The organism is Paenibacillus sp. H1-7 (assembly GCF_022354825.1).
Classification (GTDB): Bacteria; Bacillota; Bacilli; order Paenibacillales; family NBRC-103111; genus Paenibacillus_S.
Window position 1 is genome coordinate 66,358 of record NZ_CP031168.1, and the last position, 24,233, is coordinate 90,590.

Below are 24,233 nucleotides of genomic sequence, written 5' to 3' on the forward strand. Positions count from 1 at the left end.
ATCCAAACTAAATGTATTCTGATACTGCTAGTAATAACATGCTGAAAGTACTATAAATTCGCGATTAAGCTCGAAAAACCTCTAGAATTAGGAAAAAAAACCCACGGCATGATAGGATCGGGCGGGTACAAAAAATGTCCCACTTTTCGAAAATACTACTAACAAAAGTAGGAAATAGTATTGTAAAATATAATAGTCTATTAAAGTAGCAAAGCAGGAAAGCAATTAGGCAATTTTTTTGTTACTTAGCGAGCAATACACTTTTCCCAAAAAAGAAAGCGAGGATCACTCCATGTCTAACTCTTTGCTGTCCCATCGGCCGCTTGGCAAGACCGGCCTGTTAGTCTCGCCGCTTTGCATTGGCGGTGCTCCACTCGGCGATATGCCTGAAACCTTTAACTATAGCGCTCCGGAAGAAAATGCGCTGGCAACGGTTCGTGCTACGTTTGCAAGCTCGATCAACTTCCTTGATACAGCCGCCGCTTATGGCGATGGTGAGAGCGAGCGTCGTATCGGCAAGGTTATCAAAGAAAACGGCGGATTGCCTGAGGGCTTCGTACTCGCTACCAAAGCGGACCGCTGCCTGAAGACCGGCGACTTCAGCGGTGAGCAGATCAAGCGCTCCATCGAAGGAAGTCTTGAACGTCTAGGACTAGACCGCCTGCAATATGTGTACATTCATGATCCGGAACATACAACTTTTGAAAATGTTATGGGTCCGGGTGGTCCGCTGGAAGTTTTGAAAAGCTTCAAGGATCAAGGAGTCATCGAGCACATCGGCATGTCCGGCGGTCCTATTGACATGCTCATTCAGTACGTAGAAACGGGAGAGTTCAGCGCCGTTGAGACCCATAACCGCTATACGCTGCTCAATCGATCCGCTGATCCTTTGCTGGATGTCGCCAATCGTTTGGGCGTTGCAGTAGTCAATGCAGCTCCTTATAACAGCGGCATGTTGGCCAAAGGTCCGGATGCATACTCCCGCTACGCTTACAGTGAAGCGCCGCCGTTGATCATTGAGCGTGCAAGAGCGTATGCGGAAATTTGCCAGCAATACAATGTGCCACTGGCTGCAGCGGCACTTCAATTCTCTATGCGTGACCCGCGTGTCACCAGTACGGTTGTCGGCATGACCAAGCCGGAACGAGTCACCCAGACATTGGAGCTTGCGAGCTTCCCGATTCCTTCCGAGCTGTGGACCGCAATTGAAGCCGTTGGATTCGATACGGAAGATCCTGAGGCTAACCGATTTAAATAAACGCATGATAAAAAGACACCGGCGGTTGACTTCGCCGGTGTCTTTGCTTTTACATAGAAGCTTATTTCGAATCAGCTGTAAAGGTGTAGGTCGCGCCTGCCGACGTCGATAAGAGGATAACTCCGTCCTCGATAGTATGCTCGACAGGAGCTCCGTCTTCGCCCAGGACGCGAATCGGCTGCTGTCCCCAAGGGTTGACCAGCCTCAGCAGACGGCCCTGGTCGCTCGTCAATTGTACGTGCGTGACCCGGCCGTCCTTCAGCTCGCTGGACAGGACGAAAGCTCCTTTGGCGCGAAGCCGGACGAATTTGGCGTCACGGGCTTGCGGCCAGTTAGGGAACACGCGCAGAGTATTATCGTTCGTTTGCAGGAACATCGAATGGATCGTCTCGATGGAGCCGGATGTCTCCAACCCGCCGCCGGACTGGCGGACCGTCAGGTTTTCCCGCCATAAGTGGTTGATGACGGTCTTGAACTTGCCGATCAAATCCTCCGGATCCCAGCCTACTCTGGCGGCGATAGTGAACGTCTTGGGGAAGCCGTTGAGCGACGAGCCCCGTACCCCGGGTTCGAACGGATTAATGTACTCCAGGGTATTCCTCGCCACCTGCAGCAGCTCCGGATCCGATCCGATCGCCAGATTGTCGCTCGGATGCACCACTCCCTCCAGCATGATCGGCTGGTCGCTTTTGTTGATCAGAGCATTGCCCTTGATATGGTTGTGAATTTCTTCGGCCAGCAAGAACACTTCCTTGCCGTCCATTTCGCCTCTAGGATACGGCGTTAGATGGTCGAGTACTTCCTGCCATACAGGAATCAGATCGGCATCGACCTGCAAGTCCCGGCTTCCCTTGATCAAAGCCTGGAATAACGAGCGGATCAAGCCCAAGTCATAAGTAGGATTGATATCGTCGCCGCCTTCGTTCACCCCGGTGTGCAGTACATCGTAATAGCCGTCCTCGCCTTTTTCCAAATAGTCCATCCAGAATTCGGCCAGCTCCTTCAGAAACGGGTAGGTGACGCTGCGGAAGAAATCGACGTCGTACATGTACTGGTAGCGCCACAGGAAGGGCAGCGCGGCAAACGTGCCGTTAGTCTTCTGGTCGGCTGGAAGCTTGCTGTAGTCTTTCGTATCTGCGATGTCCAACGGCTCGGGAGGACGGTTGTAAATTCGCATCGGCCGGAATGACCGGCAGAAGGAGACGCCCTTGTAGCCTGCCTTAGCCGTCGCGTTCCGCTGGAAAGGAATTTCCGCCATAATCGGCGGATAGTAAGCATTCGCCAGCTCCGGACGGTTGCCGCTGAATACGCCGTAAAAGGCGGCTTCGTAGTTATAGTTCAAGTAATAGCCGGAGCCGTATAGTGGGCCCGTAGTATCGTTGTTGTTCCAGGAGGAGTAGGCGCCGGGCGGAAGGAAGCCTTCCCGAACCGCTGCTCCTAGCGCATAAAGCGCCCCATAATAGTACTTCTCCAGCACCTCGTCATTCAGCTTCACGTAGGACTTCAGCCAAAATTCCTTCCACCAGTCCAAATGCTCCTGATGAAGCTGAGCGACATCTTTTGCAGTCAGCTGCTCTACGCGCTGCTTGACGGAGTTCAGGTAGTGCGGAATATCGTGTCTGATTTGCTCATAAGGTCTGCCATCGCCTTGAATGACTGTGTACACCTGTACCGGCTGGCCTGGCGTCAGCTCGAATTCGAAGCGGGCGAAGCTCGAGCCGGGCACAGGGACGGACGGTACCGCGTCCGCACCGACAACTCGCACAGCCGCAGCGGCCAAGGAGAACCAGGCGTGATCCTCCGGACTTGGGGCGCTCGTTCTTGTAACCCAGATGATGCCGTCCTCGGTGCCGCTTTGGTAAGGGTAGCCGGGATTATCGGGTACGGCCAATTCCACCTGGATCGGGATGGCTTGGGCATTTGGATTCGTCCGGAGCTCGGTCACGAGCAGGTTCTCCGATGCCGCTAGCCATGTCCGCATATGAACGAGCTCGCCTTCGATTCGCATAGTCGATCGGACTTCGGCGTTCAAAATATCCTGCTCCTGCAAATAATCGGGGTCCGGCTGTGCTTCGGTACCGGAGTTCGGCCCTTTGACGGACACGGATCCAAACGTCAGCTTCTGGCTTGACGGGGCCCAGAAGTCGGACTTGGCTATATAGTACGTTTGCGTTCCGTCCCTTCCGTCGGAAGTTATGGACAGATCGCCGTTTGCCAGCAGCTGACCGGAAGTGTAACCGTTGGTTATAACGGTCTCAATCGGCGGCGGAGACGTGTAACGGCCCGTAATCCCTGACAAAATACCGGACAGCTCTTCCCATTCGCTCAGAGCTTGTTTCTTAGAAGTTAGCATTGGTTTTCTCACCTCATCATGGACTGTTTGTTCAATAATTGGGGTTGTTTCGTTCTTCTTTGCTATTCTAACGAGTTTGGCCCTTCCTGTATTTGAACAAATCCTTTGGCTTTGTCGTAAATTTACCAAAAAATAGCAGGCTGAATTTCGGCCTCCGCGCCCATATAGAGTGATTAGGACTATGTCGTTCAACAGAATAAAAAGGAATTGGTTTCCTTGATGTCGAAACCACTCAGCAGTCCCTTACCGCAACGCCGAATCGACGGCCTGAGGGGAAATCCATGCGAAAAGAAAAGAGTGAAATGATGAAAACAAACCGAATGGAAGCGTTCAGCGACGGCGTACTGGCTATCATCATTACCATCATGGTACTGGAGTTTCAAGTGCCTGAAGGTCATGACTGGAGTTCGTTATTAGGTCTTGTCCCCAAGATTATCAGCTACGTCTTCAGTTTTATTTATGTCGGGATCTACTGGAATAACCATCACCATCTGCTCCATACTGTTCATGTGATGAATGGAAAGCTGATGTGGCTGAACATGCTGCTGCTATTCTGGCTCTCGCTCGTACCTTTCACAACGGCTTGGATGGGAGAGAGCAATTTCGCCTCCACGCCGACTGCTCTGTATGGGATTGTACTGCTGCTAGCGGCGATTGCATACCGGCTGCTGCAAAAGGCCATTCTTAAGCAGCATCCTTCCGATTCCGCTATCGTGGCGGCGATGGGCAAGGATATCAAAGGCAAGGCTTCACCGCTGCTCTATTTACTGGCCGTCGTGGCGGCTTACATCAGCCCGTGGGTAGCGTGCTTTTTCTTCGTGCTGATGGCCGTGATCTGGTTCATGCCGGATAAGCGGATCGAAAGCGTCTTGAGAGGGAAAGCGACAGACTAGAACGCCGGTTCCACAGGGTCAAAGGACTAAGAAGAGACGGACGACAAGCCTGCAAAAAAAGGCTCTCCCCCTAGGTGGGTGCTGTTTCCAACCTGTCCTATGCACAATAGGATGGTATTCAATAGTGAGTTCTCACTTTTTGAATCCTGTTGGTATTGGAAAGGAGCCAAGGCATGGCTGTCCCCGCAAAGCAGGCCCGGGTCGCGTTATCTCCGCCTGAGGCCACGTATTACAATGAAATCAAGTATTCCGTAGGCAATGATCCGTTGGTACGAGTAGCGCCTTTGTGCACTACGGAGAACGGCAGTTTCATCATTACGCTTCGAGTTCGTGGGCTGCAAAAAGCCCAGGCGCTTGCTACGCTCCTGGTGCTGAACAAAACGTTCGGGAGTACCCGGGTCAAAGTCAAAGTAAAAACCTTTCAAGGCCGTGTAGCAGAGCCTATCCGTGCTGCGCTTAAGCCGCGCGAAATCGCCCGGCTCTACCGTACCGCTTTCCGCACCAATCGGCTGTTCAACTTCGCCGCTACCCGCGCGGTTTTTGGAATTACGTATGTGTACCCTGTGTTTAAGGCCAAAGTCATCCAATTTTACAATGACGATCTGTCCGATTTTTACGGAAATTATAATAACGCAGCCGCCTTTGCATTCCGCGACGTACTCAGAAATACTATTCAAGGCACTACCGTTCAATTCTCTACAGCGCTTGTTAAGAGAGAGCAGGGAGCGGCGGAGAGATGAACAATCAATTTATCGCTTATGTTGGGGATGACAGGGTGCACGACAGCTACATTACCTCAACCCATTGGGAAAACCACAATTTCTCCGTTTCCTTAAGAGGGTACGAGGGGGAGCTGGTTGTGCTGACGTTTTGCGATGTCCAAATGATTCATTCCAACAAGCCCATTGGGATGATGCTGTACGCCGTTAGCGTAATGAAAGAAAGCGAACCGTTCCGCAAATTTATTTTTACGAATTGGGATGAGTTGGACTGCGCTTCGCTCGAGATTGTAGCAAAAAGTATAGAAGTGGAAGTGACCGTGGTATAATTTAGCTAAATGAAACACTATCCCATCGACGGAAAGGTAGCGAGGACATGCAAATTCAGATCAACCAGCAAGGAGACTCGAAAGTAGCCGTAGTTACAAGCTCTGACATCATAATCAACGACGTTCAAGACGCGCTCGATCTGATGGCTTCACTCAAATACGAGGATTGCTACAAAATCCTTCTCCACAAGTCGAATATTACGGAATCGTTTTTCGATTTGAGTACCCGGCTGGCAGGCGAAATATTGCAAAAATATACGAATTACCATGTGAAGCTGGCCATTGTCGGCAACTTTGACATGTATGGAAGCAAAAGCTTGAAGGATTTTATTTATGAAAGCAACCATGGCAAGCAGGTGTTCTTTTTGCCCGACGAATCGACGGCGCTTCAAGCGCTTCATAGTGTGAATTAGGCAGCGGGCTAGGGAGCGCATTCTCAGCCGAGCAGATCAGGGCAAGCAAAAAACCGGGGAAGCAGCGGCTCCCCCGGTTTTTTCCTGTGCAATAAATGGAGCAATGAATTAGGCTTGCGGGATCCCTTTGCCACCGATAGGCGTTACCTGGATAGATTCAACCCCGGCTATTAACGGCATGGCGCGCTGAATGGCCGCTTTGGTTTCCTCCAGCTGCAGGGAAGCCTTATGCGCCTCCTCGTGGCTCCATACCTCGGTGACCCAGATGGTATCTGGCTCCGTCTCCGACACATTGACTATGTAGACTTCGCAATCCGGATCGGTCTGTGCGCCAACAGCCGCCTCTAACAGAATGGCTGCCAGAGCGTCCCGCTGGCCGGCTTGAGCCGTAAACTTCACGTACATCCCGTATTTGCTCATTCCTACACCTCTTATCGTTCATTTGGTATACAACACTATTATTTTCTCTTACTAGGTGGACAATATCAACTGACAATCTCTCTGATAGAAGCATGGTAATGATCCGTGTTCAATAACACGTAGTAGCACGGGGTTTGACTCAGTGAGCGGGTAACGGTCAGCGTCAATATTGACGGGCTGGTTCAATCGGGTCTGGTCGTTCGGGACATCCCGGAAGAGAACCGGAGAGAGGTTAAGCTGACCTTAACGCCGGAGGGGAAAGACACAGCGAGGAAGTCGATGGAAAACGCCAATTCGTACCGGGCGATGGCGGCGATCCTGGACACTATGAGCGAAGAGGACCGTGCGGAGCTGCTCCGTATCAATAAGGAGATATTGCGTCAGCTGGAGGCTTCAGTGCAAGCAGCGGCCGCTTCTGATTAAATGAATAAGACGCCATTCCCGCTCAGAGGAAGGCGTCTTTTTTTGTCAACATTGTCAATTAAAAGTCAAAGTTGTCCGGATCGGGTCCAACGCGAAGATTTTGGTTCAACGCATCGATCCGGTCCATATCGTCTTGGCTCAGTTCGAAATCGAACAGAGCCGCATTTTCGATGATCCGGTGCTCTTTAATAGACTTCGGAATCGTCACGACGCCGTGCTGCACATCCCAACGAAGAATGATTTGGGCAACGGATTTGTTATATTTCGCAGCCAAGTCCTTCAATTCCGGGTTATCGAGCAGCTCGCCCTGCATTAACGGAGACCAGGCTTCGAGCTGAATCCCGTGCTCCTTCGTGAATTGGAGCAGCTCCTTTTGGGTTAAGCGCGGGTGGAACTCGACCTGATTGACCATAGGTTTGATAGTGGCGTCGCTCATTACATCCTGAAGATGATGGATTTGGAAATTACTTACCCCGATAGCTTTGACCCGTCCTTGTGCGTACAAAGCTTCCAGAGCTCTCCACGCCTCTTTATATTTGCCCTGTACCGGCCAATGTATGAGATAAAGATCGAGATAGTCGAGACCCAATTTTTGCAGGCTCGTCTCGTAAGCGGCTAATGTCGCTTCATATCCCAGATCGGCGTTCCATACCTTCGAGGTGATGAAAAGATCCTCCCGCTTGAGTCCGGTAGCCGCCAACGCTTGGCGAATGCCTTCGCCGACGCTTTCTTCATTGGCATAAATAGCCGCGGTATCGATACTGCGGTACCCGTGCTGAATAGCTGTAATGACTGCTTGAACGAGAGTCGGTCCTTCTTCTACTTTGAACACGCCGAGCCCCAGACCCGGCATTTGGATTCCGTTATGCAGCGTTACAGTGTCTTGAAGATGAGTAATCATAAGAATATAGCCTCCTATAGGTTGGTATGATGAGTAGTGTTGATACAAATGCAAGCAAATATAAATGCAAATTAGCATTACCTGTTTATGAATCGATTAGAAAATGTTAACCCGCCCGCTGTAGGAAATCGAGCGGATAATGAATTATCCGTTTTGTGCGCTTAGGCTATTAGCATGGGCATCCCGGTTCGCTGCAGCGGGACTGCGTCCGGAGGCGTCTTTCTTCTCCAAAGCTCTTGCCCAGCCGGTCAACAGCACGGCTCCGAACACCATCAAGGCGCCTACCCACGTCGTATGAATGAGCCCCATCGAATCGGTAACGACCCCGCCTAGATAAGCTCCTATCGCAATGCCGGCGTTAAACGCGGCGATATTGACGGCGGAGGCGACATCCTTGGCCTTCGGCGCGAACCGTTCGGCGAGCATGACCACATACACCTGTAAGCCTGGCACGTTCATAAAGGCGAACAATCCCATGAAAAAGATCGTGATCAGCCCTGCCGTCTTGAACGGTGCGGTGAAGGTCAGCGCCAGCAGCACGACGGCTTGAATCGCGAACATATAGAATAGAGCTGCAGCGGGCTTACGATTGGCGGCCTTGCCTCCGATCACATTGCCGACCGCTATGGCGATTCCGTAGACGAGCAGGATGATGGCTACGGTTTTTTCGCCAAAGCCGGTTATCTCGTGCAGCAGCGGGGATAAATAGGTAAAGACGACGAAGGTGCCCCCGTAGCCTAAAGCCGTGATGCTAAAGGCAAGCAGCAGCCGTCCGGTAGTGACCAGCTTTACTTGATCGCTCAGACGGGTCGACACTCCCTTGCTCAAATTGGAAGAGACAAGGATCAAATTGGCGATAAGAGCAATAATCCCGACGGCCACGATTCCGATAAAAGCAGCACGCCAGCCAAGCTGTTGACCCAAGAAGGTCCCGATCGGTACCCCGGTTACCGTCGCAACGGTAAGCCCGGAGAACATAATCGAAATGGCGCTCGCCCTCCGATTCTCGGGCACCAGGTCGGCCGCTATCGTCGAGCCGATCGACATGAATACGCCATGTGCCAATGCCGAGATGACACGGGCTGCCAGCAGCAGGACAATCCCGCTGGAAAGCGCGGCGAGCAGATTGCCTGCGATAAATACCAGCATAATCCACAGCAAAAGCGTTTTGCGCGGAATGCCGGAAGTCAATGACGTTAACACAGGGGCTCCGAACGTGACTCCAAGAGCATATAAAGTAACGGTTAGTCCGGAAGTGGTAACGGATATATGGAGGTCTTCAGCAATGAGCGGCAGCAGCCCGACGCTGATAAACTCGGTTGTTCCAATCGCAAAGGCGCTGACGGCCAAAGCCAGCAACGCTAAGGTACTTCGGTTTCTCTCTAGTGACATGGTTTCACTCCTAGCTGCAATATTGTGATATCCGGCCGGTAAGTGCTATTATCAATTATTAGGATGAAATTGAACAGTACGTACTTTGAAGTACTATAGGCACTGAAAAGTTCCTATACAGTCAGCAGGGGAGGACTAGCGATGGTGAAAGAGGCGGTTTTGAAGAAGAAATACAATATTTCTGTAGAAGCAACATTGGAGGTAATTGGCGGGAAGTGGAAGTGCGTCATCTTGTGCCATTTAACGCATGGGAAGAAACGGACGAGCGATCTGAAGCGGCTTATGCCCGGCATTACGCAAAAAATGCTGACTCAGCAGCTGCGGGAGCTGGAAGATGACGGCATCGTCAATCGCATCGTCTACAATCAGGTGCCTCCGAAAGTGGAATATGAGCTGAGCGAATACGGATGGAGCTTGAAATCGATTCTCGATTCCTTATGCTCCTGGGGAGAGAGACACATTATTCGGGAATACGGAGACAAGTTTGCCGTGTTGGAAGACAACATATTGAACAAGAAGGACGATGAGAGCTGACCGCCGATATCGCGGCTGCTGGCAGCGCGGAGCAGCCTTGCGGAGGGGGAACACCTGTCCTATAGATGCAAAAATGACCGGAACGGGCGCTCGCCGCGGTTCACGATCATGTAATAGAAGGGGCCAGGGAGCCGTATTTTCGTTTATGTTGAAGAAGTTTCTTTGGCTGCCTTCGACAGCTCCGCTTTTAATGTTTCTTTGACCTCAACAGGCAGCTCCAGCCAATGAATTCCCCACAAAGCGGCTTCCATGGCGTACAGTGCATTTAAAGTCAAGCGGCCGGGGTAGTGTTCCTGCATGGCTATATATGCTTGGACCGAGCCCATTGCATTCAGGTCATCGTAGCTGTGAATGCCGATCTCTTTTAACATGAATTCGCTTTTGGGCCCGATATTTTTTAAATTCAACGTTTTTTTCAATTTCAGTTCTCCTTCATATACAACGATTGGAGCTCTTCGATATGGCTTTTCATAAGCTGCAGCAGCGCATCGGGCTGTTGGACAACCGCATCTTTGCTCAAGGACAGGAAGAACGTGGCTGCCCACGGCAGGAACGAGGGTCTGATTTGCCTCACAATATGGCCGGAGCCGTCTTCCTCTATCGTCAGCCCTTGTGACAACCATAAGTCAGACCGGCATCTAAGCACACCTCTTGCTGTTAAGGCAACCTCCAATGGAAGGGCTTCCTCGGTCTCATCCTCCCACAAAATGAAATCCTTAACGGTTAACTTATCCAGCCGGTCGCGCTGATATGTCCGCTGGCTCGGCTCCACGTTGCGGAATCGTTCCGCCCGGAGAGTCAGTACCTTGCCGGTATCGCAATCGATGGAGGGGCAATACCAGATACCGTTCATGGAGTACAGGCCCATCGGCTGGATGTCCCGCTGTTTTGATGCGTTCTCCGATGCATACGTTACGGACAGAGCTTGACGGTCTAATGCGGCGTTCAACAGCTGCCGGAGATAAGGCGTATCGTAATCATGGGGCGGAACCCAGAACAAGAGCTTGGATTGCAGCTCGGAAATCCGCTGCTGCGTATCGCGGGGTAAATAGTTAAAAAATTTGTTCAGCGCGGAGCGGCTCTCCGATTCGAAAGGGAGCTGACGGTAATTTTGCAGCGATTGGCAGGCGAAGAAGAGCGCGATAGCTTCGTTCTCGGTAAATGCAATCGGAGGTAGTGTACGCTCCTTCAATACCTGATAGCCTCCATGGGAACCCATTTCCGAATAAAGGGGAATACCAAGCTCGCCCAGCTCCTGCAAATCGCGGAGCATTGTTCTACGTGAAACGTTGAGCTCTTCGGCCAGCTGCTTCACGGTATATTTTTTTCTGGAGTTCAGGGTCAGAATCAATGCGATCAAACGCTGGGTCTTGTTCATTCCATAGCGCCTCCTTTCCTTTCTAAGTTTATCCTACATGTGTGACAAGGTTTGACACCATTCCATGCTATTCTGTGTATGAGAAGGGCAACCGGCCGGTTATGATCTTCGATGAGGAGAATGAACAGGAGAGATAAGAATGAACAAAACATGCACAGAGATTACGCACTACAAGCTGCAATCGCCCGCGGATACGGAGCTGTACTTGAAAACCGTTGATGTGCTTAATCGGGTACTGCCGCAAATCAAAGGATTTATTAGCCGTGACGTATATTACTCTTCCGAGGCGGAGACTTGGGTAGAGGTGATTCAATGGGAGGATCTTCCGACTGCCAAGGATGCGGAAAAGACGCTGATGAGCATGCCCGAATGCAAGGAAGGATTCCGGCTGCTGAATATGGAGACCGTATCGCTGCATTATTATGACAAAGTTTCTGAATTGAAGGTTAGATAACTGCTGCCACCCTTGTTTCCTGAAGAAAACAGCAAAGAGGGCACCCGTCACAGGGTGCCTTCTTTACCTTATCACGACTCAATGCCAAGTAAAGTGGCGAGCCGGACAATGTCCAGAATACCGACAATATCGCCGTTCTCGAGATACAGTCCCGACAACAGTGCAGGCTCTGCGGTTCCGCCGGCATCGGGAGGAGGCTGTACGTTAGCTGTGCCGGTCACCTTGATCACCTCGTCGACCATTACTCCTATGCAGCTGTCGGCAAGCTGTAAGATCACGATACGGGCCGAGCGTTCGGCAGGCGCAGGATCGGAGCCAAGCAGAACGGAAAGAAGATATACCGGAAGCACCGCGTTGCGCAAATGAATGACGCCCCGAAAGTAGGGATGCGAAGCGGGAAGGGTCGTAATCGCAGGAACCCGTATCACTTCCTTGATCCAATGAATGGCTAAAGCGTATTTCTCGGCGCCGACACGAACCTCGATGAATTTATGACCGATAGGCTCCTTCATCATAAGGTGCGCCCTAAACTTTAAAGGCGGCAACCGATCGGTTCAGCTGCTCGGCAAGCACAGACAGCGACTGGGACGACCCGGCGGTTTCCTGCGATGCGGCAGCCGATTGCTCGCAGGAGGCGGCAATCATCTCCACCGACTCCATAACGCTTGACGACTGGGCGGACTGCTCTTCGATGGCCGCTGCAATTTCCATGATCTTGGATGAAGCTTGCTGAATCATGGAGATGATGTTCTCGAAGGCGGCACCACTTTTATCCGTATTAATAACCGCCTCGTTCGTAGCCCCGACGCTGTCCTTCATATTGCTCTGCATGCCTTTAATAATGGAGGAAATTTCCTTCGTGGCCTTAGTGCTGCGCTCCGCCAGCTTGCGGACCTCGTCGGCAACCACGGCGAAGCCTCTTCCTTGATCCCCGGCCCTTGCGGCTTCAATGGCGGCGTTAAGAGCGAGCAGGTTGGTTTGCTCGGCAATTTCATCTATCACTTCGATGATTTCCCCGACTTTATCCGAATCCTTCTCCAGCATGCCGATTTGCTGCTTCAATTCGGTAATGCCTTTGATGGAGCCTTTAATCACATTGCCGCCTTCGTGGGCGACCATGGACATATTTTCCGATAAGGTTGCGGCCTCCTCAGCATTTTTGGTGATCGAGTCTATACCGTCATTCAATTCCTTGAACAGCTGATTGATTTGCTGCGCGGAGTAAGCCTGACTCTGGCTGCCGCTGGCAATTTCCTCGGTGGCGGCCGAAATTTGCTGCGATGCCGCAGCGACATGCTGGGCCGACGTCATAATGTTTTGCACGAACGATTGGTAATTTGACAGCATCAAGTTAAAGGAGCGGGACAGGTCGCCGATTTCATCCTTGCTCGTATCCGGCAGCCTTGAGGTAAGATCTCCTTCGTTGCTGGACAGCTCCTTCAATTTATGTACGACCGTTTGCAACGGCTTCAGCTTGTAAATGAGCAGCCACACCGACGCGAGCATAATCAGTGCTACGACAACGATCAGAACGATCGTAGACACCAAATAGAAGTGGAAAGAGGCTTGCGCTTGCTCCGCATCTTTTTCGGCTCTGGCGTTCATCTTGTCCTGAAATTGATAGATGGGGTCCATAATCGTTTTTTTGTTCTTCTCGTAATTATCGTCGAACATGAGCCTGCGTGCTTCGTCCATATTGCCTTTGGCGACGGCGTCCATGGCGGCTTCCTCCGTCTTGACCAGCGTATCGGACAGCTGCTTGGCTTTCTCAATCAAGCTAAGCTCGGCTTCGGGAGTGTTCAGTTCTTTCAGTCGGGTAACGACACGGTCTCTCGTTTTGGTCTCGTTCACTTCGCGCCAATAGTTGTCATAATACGTTTTTTGGCCGAATTGGACATATTTTCGGGCTTCATTCGTTAAATAGTCGGAGGCATTAACCAGATCGAAGCCGATTTGCTTCAGCTCCGCTCTGCGCTCCGACGTTTCCTGAACACCCTCATAGTTGCTGCGAAGCATGAAAGTGCATGCCACTAACAAAACCGAAACGATAATAAACACAGATCCGATGACTTTTAACAAGGTTGCTATTTTCATCTGTACTCGCCTCCGATTGGATGTGTTTCGAGAGCTGGTGTTACAGGACTATGTTACTTAAAGTCACCTCCTGGTATGGGAAAAAGAACCAACGGCTAAGCCAAGGGTTCTCCTATAAGAACGCTAACCCTAGGGAAATCTGGCAGTATAGCGGGATTACCAGCATGGCTAAGGCTGCGCTTCATTGTGTAGAAATTGTAAAAAAATGTCGAATTTGTTTATTGCAACCTCATTATACATGCGCACCTGCAGGGTGTAAACGGCCAAGTGAAAATATTTCCAAGGATCGTGTCGAAGAAATCTGTAGTAAAGATGTAGTGCTAATGGATTAACCGAAGAAAACAGGTAAAAAAAGTAGTGAATTAGTCCGATAGACAGGAAGGGAAGTGGAAGAAAATGTCGAATTGAATCAATGAAATCGATGAAGCGCAATTTCGGATGGTCGCGACAGAAGGGGCATGGGATCAATGAAATCGTTGGAATGGTTCAAGAAGCGTTTGGCGGTAAAGATTGCTGCCGCAGTGATGGGCGTTATCCTCGTATTGTCGTCGGGGTATTTATTTTTGCAAATAAGCAACGCCAAGAAGGCGGCGGAGGACGTCATTGCGACGTACGGCATTAGGATGGCCGGAAGCTACTCCAAGCAGCTGGATACAGGGAAGCTGGAGACGTTTATGAAAAATCCGCAGGAAAACGACCTGTACTGGTCGATCCGGCAGGAGCTGGATCTGTTTCGAACGCAGATTGGCGCTCTGTATGTGTACTTGGTTCGCATCGACGCGAACGGCCAGCCGCTGATTATGATAGACGGCCAGCCGAAAAACTCGGACTCGGCGTCTCCCATCAATGAAGTGACGGATATTTCTCCCGAGTCGGTGCAGCTCCTGCTGAAGGGGCAGGCCTCGAGCTCGGAAATTATCGATAACCCGCAGTACGGCAAGTACATTTCTTCATATGTTCCGTTAAAGCGTGCGGACGGTACGCTATTGGGCGTCCTCGGTATCGATACGGATGCCGCCGTCCTGGACAGCATCTCGGCCAGTGTGATCCGCAGCAATATCCCATTCTATTTGCTGCTGATCGCGATGACCGCTGCCGGTCTTGCGTTCGTCGCTTGGGTGCTTGTCCGTGCGTTGAGTCCGCTCCGCTGGATCGTATCCGGAGCCCGGCATATCGCGGACGGCGAGCTGGCGCAAGCGAACAAGCTGCTGCAGGACCATCCCGTTAAGTCCAAGGACGAGATCGGCGCCGTCCATGAGGCGATGGTGCAAATGTCTGTCAGCCTGAACACCATCATAGGCAGGATCGTATCGAACATCGCCCAGACATCCGAGCAGCTCGTGGCGTCATCGGACCGGTTCTCCGTGGAAGCGCGCCATGTGCTGGAGATGAATACCCGGGTCAACGCCGCCGTAAGCCGGGTGGCCGACGGTGCTTACACCCAGAGCGTCAGCACGGTGGAGAGCGGCCGTTCCATGGAAGAAATTACGGCGGCCATCCAGCGCATATCCGAAGCGTCCTTGACTGTCTCCGACGCCTCGCAGCAAGCTCTGGAGGATGCCGAGAGCGGAAGACATACGCTGCAGCGAATGAATGAGCAGATTCATACCATCTCCGTGGCAGCCGAGGAAGCGGTCAAGCGCGTTGCCGCTCTGAATGGGTATTCACAGGAGATCGAAGGGGCTCTAGGCGCGATATCGGAGATCGCGAATCAGACGAAGCTGCTGGCACTTAACGCTTCTATCGAGGCGGCACGAGCCGGGGAGCACGGAGCCGGGTTCGCTGTTGTGGCGGGGGAAGTAAGGAAGCTGGCGGATGATGCCGCCGGTTCGGCGCAAGTCATCTCTACGCTGCTTCATCATATTCAGCAGGAATCGCTGCAAATCAGCCAAGCTATGGAGACAAGCTCCAAAGAAGTGAAGACGGGGACCGTGCTGGCGGACGATGCGGAGCAAGCTCTCGCAAGCGTCGTGGACAAGTTCCGCTTCGTTTCCGAGCAAATCCAGGATATTTCGGCAGCTACGGAGCAGATGTCCGCCGGATCGGAGGAGGTCGCCGCCTCGGTCATCGGCATCGCAGATATCGCCAAAGATTCGTCCGAGCAAACGAAGCAAATTTTGGAGCTGACGGACATCCAGCTGATTGCGGTGCGGACGATTGCGGCTTCCGCCGAGACGCTTAGCGGCATGACCCACGATATGCGGGAGGCAGTCAAGCAGGTGAAGGTATAATTCGTCTGAACGGTCTAGGTATCCATCGGTGCGATATGTTACAATGGCGTTTGGAGATCAAGACAAGGAGATGAACCTTAATGAGCGAACAATTAAACGAGCAGGAGCTTGTTCAATACATTGCCGACAAAACGAAGGCGGACGTCAAGCACATCCAATTGGTATTGAAGCACGAGCAAGCCTATCTTAACAATGCCAAATCCGATGATGTCGATATCGACGACATTATCGATTACATTTTGCGCCGTCCGGACGTCAAGCTGAACGAGCTTACCGTAGATTCGATTCTCGAGGCGGAAATGGATTATTTGATCAAAAAAGGCTTCGTAACCTACGAAGATTAAACGGTCGATAGCAAGCTGATATAGAAAATCCCCGGGCTCATGGAGAGACGAGCCCGGGGATTTTTTTGTGAGCCTTAAGCGGCACTCGCGTATGTCAACGCCATCGGCGGGAGCGCTCTCTGCGCAGCAGGTAGACGAAGTACGGCGCGCCGATGATCGCGGTCATAATGCCGACCGGCACTTCCCGCGGGATGATGAGGATGCGCCCTAGGCAGTCGCCGAGCAGCATCAGATCGGCGCCGATCAATGCCGCCAATGGGATGAGCCATTGGTGGCGTCCTCCTACGAGGCTGCGTGCCATATGAGGGGCGATCAGCCCGACGAACCCGATGCCGCCGACGGCCGAGACGGATATGCCTGCGATGGCTACGGCCAGCAGCAGGAGCAGGAACCGCTGCCGGGTGAGGCGCAGCCCGAGCGAGGCGCTCGTCTCGTCGCCAAGCTGGAGCACGTTCAGCTTGGCGAAGCTTCCCCATGCGACGGGCACGAGCAGGGCGACCCACGGCAGAAGGGCGTACAGCTCCTTCCAGCCCCGGCTCCATAAGCTGCCTGACAGCCACAGCAGCGCCATGTTAATGTTCGTCGGATGAGTGACGATCAAATATTGCGTCCCCGCTTGAAGCACCGCGCCAATGGCCACGCCGACGAGGGCGAGCGATGCGGGGGTTAAGGTCAACCGCCGGCTGAGCAGCGTCAGCAGCGCGAACGCCACGATCGCTCCGGCGAACGCGGCTGCCGGAATCGCGTAGCCGGGCGCCTTCGGGAACAGGAAGATGACCGCCGCGGCGGCGAGACCGGCACCCTTGGTCACGCCGATGACATCGGGGCTGGCCAGCGGATTGCGGATCACGCTCTGCAGGATGACCCCGCCGACCGCCAGGCCGAAGCCGGCCAGAATACCGACGAGCACCCGCGGCAGCCGGACCTCGTGGACGATAAAATACGTCGGACTGTCCGGCGAGACGAGGCTGGCTCCCACTTGGCCGAAGGGAACGGCAACGGTGCCGACGCTTACGGACAGAACGGACAACACAATTAAGGCAAGCAGCGCCAAGCCTAGAGCAAGCGGTTTTCTCATCGCGAGGCACCTCCTTTTCGGCGGGCCAAATAAATGAAGAAGGGACCGCCGATTACCGAGGTGACGATGCCTACAGGCGATTCGAACGGAAACGCGATCAAGCGGCTGAGCAAGTCCGAATAGACGAGCAGGATGCCGCCAAGCAGCGCGGTGAGCGGAGCAAGCACCGTCAATTGGCTGCCGACCAAGGCTCGCGCGATATGAGGCACGATGAGGCAGATGAAGCCTATCGGTCCGCAGATGGCCACCGAGGAGCCGGCCATGACGATGACGAGCAGCATGCCGACCGCTCTGACGACGGTTACCCTTTGGCCCAAGCCTGCTGCGACTTCATCGTCGATCAGCAGGAGCCGGAACGAGGGGAGCATGAACCCGAGCAGCAGCAGCCCGCCGGCCAGGAACGGCAGGATCACCCGCACCTCCGGCCAACCGGCCTGATTCACCGAGCCGACGAGCCAGAACATCATGCTGTCGGTCGATTGCTGATTGAGGATAATCATCCCCTCGGTCAATGACGACAGCAGGAAATGAACCGTAATGCCCGCCAACGCCAGCCGGACATATTGTTTATGGCCGGAGCCGGCCAGCGACCAGACCAGCATGGCCCCTGCCGCCGCTCCGGCGAAAGCGAGCCAAATCGACCCCATGAGCGACAGATCCGACAATACGACCAGGCCGAACACGACGGCTAGGGAAGCCCCCGCATTGATTCCGAATATATGGGGGGAGGCGAGCGGGTTTTTGGTCACCAGCTGTGTCAGCAATCCGGCCAATGCCAGAAGAATGCCTACGATGCAAGCCGTCAGCGTGCGCGGGAGGCGCAGTGTCTGGATATATAAATGGGCCTTCTCCTGCCCTTGATAGGTCAAAGCTTCGTACAGCGTTCTCCAGGACACTTGCGCTTGGCCCCATTTGAGGCTGAACAGGATGCCGGCGGCGAGCAGGACGAAGGACAAAGAAAAAAGGAAGAGCAGAAACCATGTCCGGCTCTGCTTTTCCATCGGGGTGCTCTTGACCATCCTTATTTATCTCCCAGTTGCTTCAAAATATCTTCTGCGATTTTTTCCGAGCCCAGCATACCGCGGGATAACGACCAATCGCGTCTTTCGACCGTGTACACTTTCTTGTTGGCGACGGCGTCGATTTTTTTCCATAGCGGGTTGTTGGCCCATTCGTCTGCAATCGTCACTTTCTCCGTAGGCATCAGGAAGAGCGCCTGCGGATTCGTTTCGACGAGCTGCTCCAGCGTCAGCTGCGGATACGCGGTTTCATTTTTCAGAGGATCGCTGAACCCAAGCATCTTAACGATTGAGCCGGAGTAGGAATGGTCGGAGTGGCCGAAGAAGCCTTTCGGATTCACAACAGCCGGAAGCACGGTCAAAGTGGCGGTTTTAATCTTTTTCTTCGCCTCTTCCATCTTCTTGTTGTGCTCATCCAGACGCTTCTTTCCTTCGGCTTCTTTGCCTACGGCTTTGGCGGTAATTATGTAGTTTTTGAGCATTTGGTCATAGTCGGCTTGAAAATCGTTCAGCACGAGCAGAGGGGCGATAGCCTTCAGCTGCGGCAGCGCATTCTTGTGCTTATTGATATCGACGATGATCAAATCTGGCTTCAGCGAGCTGATCAATTCAATGTTGGGCTCGTAGCGGGAGCCGACGGAAGTGTAGCCTTTCAGCTGGCTTTTGACGGAATCCATGAACAGATCCGGGCTGCTGTCGTCCGCGATGCCGATCGGGGAGATCCCCAGCGTGACGAGCATATCCGTAAAGCTGAAGTCCATCGTGACGATGCGTTCCGGCTTCTTGGCCAAAGTGACTGTGCCCATGGCGTCCTCGACGGTAATCTTTGTATCGGCTTGCGCTGCCGGTGCAGGCTGAGGCGCGGTATTTCCGGACGAGGCTTGAGGAGCAGCCGACTGGCCGCAGGCGGCTAGAGCGATTGTAAAAACAAGCAATAGAGCGGTATGTAGGGTACGGTTAAACCAGCGATGCATGATGATTCCTCCTGATAATAATAATTATTCTCAATTGATTTTAGCTGGAACTCCCCCTGCGTACCATATCTATTTTCATGATCGGACATGTTATATTTTTAGATTTTGGTGAGGCTTTTCAGAAATTCGGTCGGCGAGCAGCCGACTTCCTGCTTGAAAATGCGGCTGAAATGGAAATAATCGGCGAATCCGACCTTTTGAGCGATTTCTTTGGCGGGCAGCCGGGTTTGAATGAACATTTCCTTCGCTTTCTCAATCCGGATTTGGCGCAGGTAATGAGTCATGGTCGAGCCCGTATGCTGCTTGAACAGCACCGTATAATGGCCTTCGCTCATCCCGGCCCGCTGGGCCAGCATGGGGAGGGTCAGCTTCAGCATATAGTGCTCGTTAATATAGGACACGGATTCCTCGATCGACGCAGCCGAAGCTTTCTTGTCTTCCCCCATATGAGTCTCGTATAAATAGATAAACAGCATCCGCTCCAAAATCAGACGCTTGCGCATTTGCTGAATAGAGATTTCCTCCTCCGAATGCGTTTTGATTTCGTGAATCGTGCGGATCAGCTCGTCCAGCATATACTTCACTTTGATTTCGCTATGGGTACGAAGCGGCCCGTGCAAGGTCCAAACGCTTTCCTCCGGAAAGACGCGGTAGGAGATGACGGCGTACTCGGCTGCCTTGGTCTTGGGAACTTGAATATGAAGAGGCAGGCGGCTCGGATGGCAGGCGAAGCCTTGTGTCACTACGACAGGGGCTACCCCTTCCGACGAGACGCTAATATGGCCGCGCAGCACCATGATCAAAAGATGCGTTCCCGCTGACGCGGAAATGGTCTGGGAGAGGGAGCTTAATTCCAATTGTCCGAATACCGGAATCATTGCCACAAGCTGTTGAAAATCCATAGAGGGCATCCCTTTCGACTGTCGGATAGGTAGACATGAAATGAAATGTTAAAAGCATACTGCATAAATGCTCGTTACTTGATATTGACACATTTATTATGACCAGCACAAGCAAAAATCGCTAGAGCGGCCGGCCTAACGCAGGGTCGTGCCATGAAAAGGGAAAAAAGCCCGCGGCAACCGGTACTCCGGTTGTCTCGGGCTTTTCATTTACCACATTGGAAAGTTTAAGTTCGGTAAAGCGATAAAGCGCATTGAAGATCTTTCCAATTGGCGATAAAAACAACCTCTTAACGCGGTCGCTCATCCCTGAAGTACTCCGATAGGAGTTTTTCTCATTTCACTGCGGCTGTGCCTCGCACGGCTTCCATTAGCAGCTCATACGAGTGCAAGCGGGCTTGATGGTCGTAAATTTGCGAGGTCACGATCATCTCGTCGGCCCCGGTCAAGTCGAGGAAACGCTGCAGCTTGTCGCGGACGGTCTCTTTATTGCCCGCTATCGAAAAGCTGAGCTGCTTATGCACGATGGCCTTCTCCTGATCGCTCCACAAGCCGTCCATCGAGTCGACGGGAGGACTCAGCTGACCGGTGCGTCCGCGGATAATATTAAGAAATTGCTGCTGCATCGATGTAGCCAGTCTGGTGGCTTCTTCGTCCGTATCGGCTGCAACGACATTGAGCCCTACCATCACATAAGGCTCGGACAGCGCCTCGGACGGGCGGAAGTTGGTGCGGTACAGCTCCAGCGCGGCGAGCAGATAGTCCGGAGCAAAGTGGCTCGCAAACGCGAAGGGCAGTCCCAGCTGGCCTGCTAGCTGGGCGCTAAAGCCGCTGGAGCCGAGCAGCCAGATCGGAATGTTCAGGCCCTCGCCCGGAACGGCTCTTACTCCCATCGGACGGTTGCCAAGCGATGGATTGAGGTAGGAGCGAAGCTCGCTCAGCTGCTCGGGAAAATCGTGGCCGTCGCTGCCGAGGCCGCGGCGCAGCGCCCGCATAGCCGGCTGATCCGACCCCGGCGCTCTTCCCAAGCCGAGATCGATGCGCCCCGGGTACATCGATTCCAGCGTCCCGAACTGCTCGGCGATCACGAGCGGAGCGTGGTTCGGCAGCATGATGCCGCCGGATCCTACACGGATTTTCTCCGTGCCGTTGGCGACATACCCAATGACGAGCGACGTGGCGGAGCTGGCCACTCCAGGCATATTGTGATGCTCCGCCAGCCAGTAGCGGTGATAGCCCCATTGCTCGGCATGACGCGCCAGGTCGAGCGTATTGCGGTAGGAAGCCGCAGGCGTGCTGCCGGCAACGACAGGAGCGAGATCGAGAACGGACAGCGTAATATGTTCAATGGATTTTCCTTGATTTGCTGCTGCGTTTGGTTGAACCATCGGATGAGAACCCCCCCGGAAAAGTTATGATGAATGTATCGTAGTTGGATACGTATGTTAAACAGGGTAACCAATGTGAACGGCATCATGCGCAAAATCAGCTGAAATAAAAAAACAGCCTCAAAGTTTATTATTATATATTACATTCCTAATAACAAGTACCAACCTATTTGTAAGATAGTATCAAAAAGATACTATTGGACCGGGAGCGGGGAAAAGTCCGGAGTAAGCAGTCCGGTAAGAGGTCAGAGTAATGCGACTGCGATAGCTGTATATTTCACAAACGATGCGCGAAAAAGGAACGTCTTATCCGGTCCCGGACAGACGTTCCTTCCTCATTGCAGTTAGATGTGGTGATCGACGATCTCGACGACGCCCTGACCTCCGTCTACGATGACCCGGTCACCGGTTCTTAATCTCGCCGTGGCGTTGCCGCATCCTACGACGGCAGGAATGCCAAGCTCTCTTGCGACGATAGCCGCATGGGACAGCGGGGCGCCGACGTCGGTAATAATCGCAGCCGCTCTAGGAAACAGCGGCGTCCAGCCTACATTCGTCGTAGAAGCGACGAGGATCTCTCCCGGCAGCAGCTGAGCCCCGTCCTCGGGACGGGATAACACGCGTACGCTGCCTTCAATCCGCCCCGCGGCTCCGGCGAACCCGTGCAGCGCCGCGGCATCGTCCGCGACGGCAACCGGAAGGGTGGCGTCGTAATAGTCCACCCGCCGATTCGGATCCTCGGCCCAGCGGAACGGATCGAACCGCCCCCGGATGAGAGTAGGCAGGGGAGGGAGCGTCAGGTATTGGTTATACGTCATCCGACGGGCGGGAATATGCTGCACCGCTTCGCGATGATCGGACAATACATCCAGAACCTCGTCGATGTAGAGGAAGAACAGATCGTCGCCCAATGCCGTAAGCTCACCGGCTCTTAGCAGGAACGCGCGCATAACCCGGTAGACGCGAATGAATTCGGAACGGGCCGATTCGCGGAGCTGGGCGTTCGCCGACGCCTTGGCGAGCTGCTTGCGGACCCGTGCGGCCTGCCCGGGGTGACGCTGCTCGAACCGTCTCCAAGCCTCTTCGTACTGGCGCTGCTGCTTCGCAAGAAGCGCATCCACATCTGTAGCCGAGCGATGGTATTCCTCAATCTGCTGGTCCAGCCAGCGTGTATCCTCCGCAGGATGGGGGATCGACAGCTCCAGCTCGTGCGGTCCGCGGTGCCCGTGCTGCCGCAAATATTGCTCGCGGCTCAGATCCCCGCGAAGAACCTGCGCGATGCCAGTAACCGGTCCGAGGCTGGCCAAGCCGCTGCTTCCACGCAGATTGGACAGCAGCAGATTGGTATCCTCCGTTCCGACGAGCTTCGTCAGCTTCTTGTTCAGCGCATAGGTGATATCTCCGTACTTACGCCCGCCCCAGAGCAGCGACCACCAGGCGGTCAAGACGTAAGGACGCAGCTGTTCCTTCCATAAGGCCAAAAGCTCCTGCTTGCTTGAAATGTTACGTATACGCAAGGTCAAATCGGCGCACCGTTCAGGCGAACTTTCGATATGATGAGGCGTATAGGCCGCGGCTTTCCGCAGCTTTTTCAAGAAGCGCGTCAGCTTGACGATGACCTCCTTCAGGAGCTGAAGCCGGGGGAACGGGTACACAGGGATCGTCATCCCTTCCGGTACCTGGCCGAGCGCCTGACTCACTTTTCTCAGCGTCAGCTTTATAGGGACGCCGACAGCAGGGAAGAGGGACAGCGCAGCGCTTATATTCGTATAAGCTCTTCCGCAAATATTGCCCGACCAAATGTAATAGCCCGGGATGATATTTTGCTCCTCGTCGATGAACCGCAATACGGACCAGGTGAGAGGGGTCATCACATCGGGAATCGCCTCGCCGATATTCGTATTCGTCCACAGGAAATCGCCGTCGAGCGAATCGTTCCATTCATACGTATCTTTGTTTCCGGGCATTAACGTCGTAATGGGACGTGCCTGAAGAATGTACAGCTTGCCTTCCGCCGCTGCCCATTCGATGTCCTGAGGGGCGCCGAGCTCTGCTTCCATCCGGGAGGCGTAAGCGTACAGGGCCGTGGCGTGTTTTTTGCCTTCCGCGGGTCCTTTATAGATGCCTTTCGGTCTGGTTAAAACAAAGGCATGAGCGTCCGACTCTCCGGATACCAACTGTTCGCCCAGGCCGTGTACGTAGTTTCCTACCATTCTCGTGTGGCTGCCGGTTATCGGATCTGCGGTAAACAGGACGCCGGACAGCTCCGACCGGATCATCCGCTGGACAACGATGGCCATGGCATGCGCTGCATCGATGCCTTGAACCGAGCTGTATACTTTCACTCTTTCGGAATGTGCCGACTCGTGCACTTTATCGATGGCTGCCAAAAGCTCTTCATTGCTTCGCACTTGAAGCACGGTCTCGAATTCACCGGCAAAGGAGGCATGGGCGGAGTCTTCGCTCAAGGCTGAGGATCTAACGGCCAACAGGATGTCCCGATGTCCGGATCTCATGGCATTCACCTTGGACAGTACCTGCTCCCAAGCCGAGTCGAGCAGCTTATCACCGTCGAAAGCGGACGGAAAAATGACGAAGCCTTCCGGTACCGGATAGCCGGATTGGTACAGAACGGAAAGAATGCCGCCTTTGCCTCCTGCATCCGCTTTTTGCTCCGGACGGATCTCTTGAAAGCTTACAACCGAATGTTCCACATGAAACATCTCCTTCGCGGCG

Annotated in this window: 25 protein-coding genes; 10 read left to right on the top strand and 15 right to left on the bottom strand. The window is 53.3% G+C overall.

The window, feature by feature from the left end; all coding sequences use genetic code 11:
• Positions 1-292 precede the first annotated feature (292 nt).
• The gene (locus DVH26_RS00320) at positions 293-1,258 is read left to right on the top strand and encodes an aldo/keto reductase (protein WP_239630621.1); all 966 of its coding nucleotides are present in this window, start codon (positions 293-295) and stop codon (positions 1,256-1,258) included.
• Between the two features lie 61 nt (positions 1,259-1,319).
• On the opposite strand, the gene DVH26_RS00325 is transcribed toward DVH26_RS00320, so the two are convergent.
• Positions 1,320-3,611, bottom strand: coding sequence for a glycosyl hydrolase family 95 catalytic domain-containing protein (locus DVH26_RS00325; RefSeq protein ID WP_239630622.1), 2,292 nt, complete (start codon positions 3,609-3,611; stop codon positions 1,320-1,322).
• A 305-nt stretch (positions 3,612-3,916) separates the two neighbouring features.
• On the opposite strand from DVH26_RS00325, the gene DVH26_RS00330 reads away from it, so the two are divergent.
• The 4 genes from DVH26_RS00330 to DVH26_RS00345 all read left to right on the top strand — a co-directional run bounded on the left by DVH26_RS00330 (position 3,917) and on the right by DVH26_RS00345 (position 5,965).
• A complete protein-coding gene (locus tag DVH26_RS00330) occupies positions 3,917-4,504 on the top strand; it encodes a TMEM175 family protein (RefSeq protein WP_239635614.1) in 588 nt (195 codons plus the stop codon).
• A gap of 173 nt (positions 4,505-4,677) precedes the next feature.
• Positions 4,678-5,244 (top strand): hypothetical protein, encoded by a 567-nt coding sequence (locus tag DVH26_RS00335; protein ID WP_239630623.1) that lies wholly within the window; start codon positions 4,678-4,680, stop codon positions 5,242-5,244.
• On the top strand, positions 5,241-5,552 hold the full coding sequence (locus DVH26_RS00340; protein ID WP_239630624.1) for a hypothetical protein: 312 nt from the start codon (positions 5,241-5,243) through the stop codon (positions 5,550-5,552). The genes DVH26_RS00335 and DVH26_RS00340 overlap by 4 nt, the downstream gene beginning before the upstream one ends.
• A gap of 47 nt (positions 5,553-5,599) precedes the next feature.
• Positions 5,600-5,965 (top strand): DUF4180 domain-containing protein, encoded by a 366-nt coding sequence (locus tag DVH26_RS00345; protein WP_239630625.1) that lies wholly within the window; start codon positions 5,600-5,602, stop codon positions 5,963-5,965.
• A 108-nt stretch (positions 5,966-6,073) separates the two neighbouring features.
• Here DVH26_RS00345 and DVH26_RS00350 read toward each other — a convergent pair whose 3' ends face one another.
• A complete protein-coding gene (locus DVH26_RS00350) occupies positions 6,074-6,385 on the bottom strand; it encodes a putative quinol monooxygenase (RefSeq protein WP_239630626.1) in 312 nt (103 codons plus the stop codon).
• Positions 6,386-6,664: 279 nt separating this feature from the next.
• Here DVH26_RS00350 and DVH26_RS00355 point away from each other — a divergent pair, with 279 nt between their 5' ends.
• Positions 6,665-6,808, top strand: coding sequence for a hypothetical protein (locus tag DVH26_RS00355; protein ID WP_239630627.1), 144 nt, complete (start codon positions 6,665-6,667; stop codon positions 6,806-6,808).
• Positions 6,809-6,866: 58 nt separating this feature from the next.
• On the opposite strand, the gene DVH26_RS00360 is transcribed toward DVH26_RS00355, so the two are convergent.
• Entirely contained in the window at positions 6,867-7,709 is an 843-nt protein-coding gene (locus DVH26_RS00360; RefSeq protein ID WP_239630628.1) for an aldo/keto reductase, read from the bottom strand.
• A gap of 144 nt (positions 7,710-7,853) precedes the next feature.
• Complete coding sequence (locus DVH26_RS00365; protein WP_239630629.1) at positions 7,854-9,101, bottom strand: MFS transporter; 1,248 nt, start codon at positions 9,099-9,101, stop codon at positions 7,854-7,856.
• Between the two features lie 141 nt (positions 9,102-9,242).
• Between DVH26_RS00365 and DVH26_RS00370 the strand changes: the two genes are divergently transcribed.
• A complete protein-coding gene (locus DVH26_RS00370; RefSeq protein WP_239630630.1) occupies positions 9,243-9,635 on the top strand; it encodes a winged helix-turn-helix transcriptional regulator in 393 nt (130 codons plus the stop codon).
• Positions 9,636-9,778: 143 nt separating this feature from the next.
• Here DVH26_RS00370 and DVH26_RS00375 read toward each other — a convergent pair whose 3' ends face one another.
• Both DVH26_RS00375 and DVH26_RS00380 read right to left on the bottom strand, forming a co-directional pair.
• Complete coding sequence (locus DVH26_RS00375; RefSeq protein ID WP_239630631.1) at positions 9,779-10,054, bottom strand: TfoX/Sxy family protein; 276 nt, start codon at positions 10,052-10,054, stop codon at positions 9,779-9,781.
• 2 nt (positions 10,055-10,056) lie between these two features.
• Positions 10,057-11,013, bottom strand: a complete 957-nt coding sequence (locus tag DVH26_RS00380; protein ID WP_239630632.1) for a helix-turn-helix transcriptional regulator — start codon at positions 11,011-11,013, stop codon at positions 10,057-10,059.
• Between the two features lie 139 nt (positions 11,014-11,152).
• Between DVH26_RS00380 and DVH26_RS00385 the strand changes: the two genes are divergently transcribed.
• Positions 11,153-11,467, top strand: a complete 315-nt coding sequence (locus tag DVH26_RS00385; RefSeq protein ID WP_239630633.1) for a hypothetical protein — start codon at positions 11,153-11,155, stop codon at positions 11,465-11,467.
• A 71-nt stretch (positions 11,468-11,538) separates the two neighbouring features.
• Here the strand turns inward: DVH26_RS00385 and DVH26_RS00390 are convergent, their stop codons facing one another.
• Both DVH26_RS00390 and DVH26_RS00395 read right to left on the bottom strand, forming a co-directional pair.
• A complete protein-coding gene (locus tag DVH26_RS00390) occupies positions 11,539-11,982 on the bottom strand; it encodes a chemotaxis protein CheW (RefSeq protein WP_239630634.1) in 444 nt (147 codons plus the stop codon).
• 10 nt (positions 11,983-11,992) lie between these two features.
• Positions 11,993-13,561 (bottom strand): methyl-accepting chemotaxis protein, encoded by a 1,569-nt coding sequence (locus tag DVH26_RS00395; RefSeq protein WP_239630635.1) that lies wholly within the window; start codon positions 13,559-13,561, stop codon positions 11,993-11,995.
• A gap of 467 nt (positions 13,562-14,028) precedes the next feature.
• Here DVH26_RS00395 and DVH26_RS00400 point away from each other — a divergent pair, with 467 nt between their 5' ends.
• Together DVH26_RS00400 and DVH26_RS00405 are read left to right on the top strand one after the other, a co-directional pair.
• On the top strand, positions 14,029-15,792 hold the full coding sequence (locus tag DVH26_RS00400) for a methyl-accepting chemotaxis protein (RefSeq protein WP_239630636.1): 1,764 nt from the start codon (positions 14,029-14,031) through the stop codon (positions 15,790-15,792).
• An 80-nt stretch (positions 15,793-15,872) separates the two neighbouring features.
• The gene (locus DVH26_RS00405) at positions 15,873-16,136 is read left to right on the top strand and encodes a hypothetical protein (protein ID WP_239630637.1); all 264 of its coding nucleotides are present in this window, start codon (positions 15,873-15,875) and stop codon (positions 16,134-16,136) included.
• 94 nt (positions 16,137-16,230) lie between these two features.
• On the opposite strand, the gene DVH26_RS00410 is transcribed toward DVH26_RS00405, so the two are convergent.
• From DVH26_RS00410 to DVH26_RS00440, 7 genes are all read right to left on the bottom strand, one after another.
• Entirely contained in the window at positions 16,231-17,214 is a 984-nt protein-coding gene (locus DVH26_RS00410) for a FecCD family ABC transporter permease (RefSeq protein WP_239630638.1), read from the bottom strand.
• The gene (locus DVH26_RS00415) at positions 17,211-18,233 is read right to left on the bottom strand and encodes a FecCD family ABC transporter permease (protein ID WP_239630639.1); all 1,023 of its coding nucleotides are present in this window, start codon (positions 18,231-18,233) and stop codon (positions 17,211-17,213) included. Before DVH26_RS00415 ends, DVH26_RS00410 begins: the two co-directional genes overlap by 4 nt.
• 2 nt (positions 18,234-18,235) lie before the next feature.
• Positions 18,236-19,207: an ABC transporter substrate-binding protein gene (locus tag DVH26_RS00420; RefSeq protein ID WP_239630640.1), complete on the bottom strand. Its 972-nt coding sequence runs from the start codon at positions 19,205-19,207 to the stop codon at positions 18,236-18,238.
• 98 nt (positions 19,208-19,305) lie between these two features.
• Positions 19,306-20,109 carry an AraC family transcriptional regulator gene (locus DVH26_RS00425; protein WP_239630641.1) on the bottom strand — a complete coding sequence of 268 codons (804 nt, stop codon included), beginning with the start codon at positions 20,107-20,109 and terminating at the stop codon, positions 19,306-19,308.
• A gap of 121 nt (positions 20,110-20,230) precedes the next feature.
• On the bottom strand, positions 20,231-20,416 hold the full coding sequence (locus tag DVH26_RS00430) for a hypothetical protein (protein WP_239630642.1): 186 nt from the start codon (positions 20,414-20,416) through the stop codon (positions 20,231-20,233).
• Between the two features lie 28 nt (positions 20,417-20,444).
• Positions 20,445-21,497, bottom strand: a complete 1,053-nt coding sequence (locus tag DVH26_RS00435) for an LLM class flavin-dependent oxidoreductase (RefSeq protein WP_239630643.1) — start codon at positions 21,495-21,497, stop codon at positions 20,445-20,447.
• A gap of 344 nt (positions 21,498-21,841) precedes the next feature.
• Positions 21,842-24,211 (bottom strand): PEP/pyruvate-binding domain-containing protein, encoded by a 2,370-nt coding sequence (locus DVH26_RS00440; RefSeq protein ID WP_239630644.1) that lies wholly within the window; start codon positions 24,209-24,211, stop codon positions 21,842-21,844.
• Between the last annotated feature and the right edge of the window lie 22 nt (positions 24,212-24,233).

Excerpts from the sequence above, each read along its gene's own strand:
- DVH26_RS00335 (WP_239630623.1), top strand. The coding sequence starts at position 4,678 with ATGGCTGTCCCCGCAAAGCAGGCCCGGGTCGCGTTATCTCCGCCTGAG.
- DVH26_RS00325 (WP_239630622.1), bottom strand. The coding sequence starts at position 3,611 with ATGCTAACTTCTAAGAAACAAGCTCTGAGCGAATGGGAAGAGCTGTCC.
- DVH26_RS00415 (WP_239630639.1), bottom strand. The coding sequence starts at position 18,233 with ATGGTCAAGAGCACCCCGATGGAAAAGCAGAGCCGGACATGGTTTCTG.
- DVH26_RS00345 (WP_239630625.1), top strand. The coding sequence starts at position 5,600 with ATGCAAATTCAGATCAACCAGCAAGGAGACTCGAAAGTAGCCGTAGTT.
- DVH26_RS00390 (WP_239630634.1), bottom strand. The coding sequence starts at position 11,982 with ATGATGAAGGAGCCTATCGGTCATAAATTCATCGAGGTTCGTGTCGGC.
- DVH26_RS00370 (WP_239630630.1), top strand. The coding sequence starts at position 9,243 with ATGGTGAAAGAGGCGGTTTTGAAGAAGAAATACAATATTTCTGTAGAA.
- DVH26_RS00350 (WP_239630626.1), bottom strand. The coding sequence starts at position 6,385 with ATGAGCAAATACGGGATGTACGTGAAGTTTACGGCTCAAGCCGGCCAG.
- DVH26_RS00385 (WP_239630633.1), top strand. The coding sequence starts at position 11,153 with ATGAACAAAACATGCACAGAGATTACGCACTACAAGCTGCAATCGCCC.
- DVH26_RS00405 (WP_239630637.1), top strand. The coding sequence starts at position 15,873 with ATGAGCGAACAATTAAACGAGCAGGAGCTTGTTCAATACATTGCCGAC.
- DVH26_RS00360 (WP_239630628.1), bottom strand. The coding sequence starts at position 7,709 with ATGATTACTCATCTTCAAGACACTGTAACGCTGCATAACGGAATCCAA.
- DVH26_RS00425 (WP_239630641.1), bottom strand. The coding sequence starts at position 20,109 with ATGGATTTTCAACAGCTTGTGGCAATGATTCCGGTATTCGGACAATTG.
- DVH26_RS00380 (WP_239630632.1), bottom strand. The coding sequence starts at position 11,013 with ATGAACAAGACCCAGCGTTTGATCGCATTGATTCTGACCCTGAACTCC.
- DVH26_RS00395 (WP_239630635.1), bottom strand. The coding sequence starts at position 13,561 with ATGAAAATAGCAACCTTGTTAAAAGTCATCGGATCTGTGTTTATTATC.
- DVH26_RS00420 (WP_239630640.1), bottom strand. The coding sequence starts at position 19,207 with ATGCATCGCTGGTTTAACCGTACCCTACATACCGCTCTATTGCTTGTT.
- DVH26_RS00430 (WP_239630642.1), bottom strand. The coding sequence starts at position 20,416 with ATGAGCGACCGCGTTAAGAGGTTGTTTTTATCGCCAATTGGAAAGATC.
- DVH26_RS00355 (WP_239630627.1), top strand. The coding sequence starts at position 6,665 with ATGGAAAACGCCAATTCGTACCGGGCGATGGCGGCGATCCTGGACACT.
- DVH26_RS00340 (WP_239630624.1), top strand. The coding sequence starts at position 5,241 with ATGAACAATCAATTTATCGCTTATGTTGGGGATGACAGGGTGCACGAC.
- DVH26_RS00400 (WP_239630636.1), top strand. The coding sequence starts at position 14,029 with ATGAAATCGTTGGAATGGTTCAAGAAGCGTTTGGCGGTAAAGATTGCT.
- DVH26_RS00435 (WP_239630643.1), bottom strand. The coding sequence starts at position 21,497 with ATGGTTCAACCAAACGCAGCAGCAAATCAAGGAAAATCCATTGAACAT.
- DVH26_RS00365 (WP_239630629.1), bottom strand. The coding sequence starts at position 9,101 with ATGTCACTAGAGAGAAACCGAAGTACCTTAGCGTTGCTGGCTTTGGCC.
- DVH26_RS00330 (WP_239635614.1), top strand. The coding sequence starts at position 3,917 with ATGAAAACAAACCGAATGGAAGCGTTCAGCGACGGCGTACTGGCTATC.
- DVH26_RS00320 (WP_239630621.1), top strand. The coding sequence starts at position 293 with ATGTCTAACTCTTTGCTGTCCCATCGGCCGCTTGGCAAGACCGGCCTG.
- DVH26_RS00410 (WP_239630638.1), bottom strand. The coding sequence starts at position 17,214 with ATGAGAAAACCGCTTGCTCTAGGCTTGGCGCTGCTTGCCTTAATTGTG.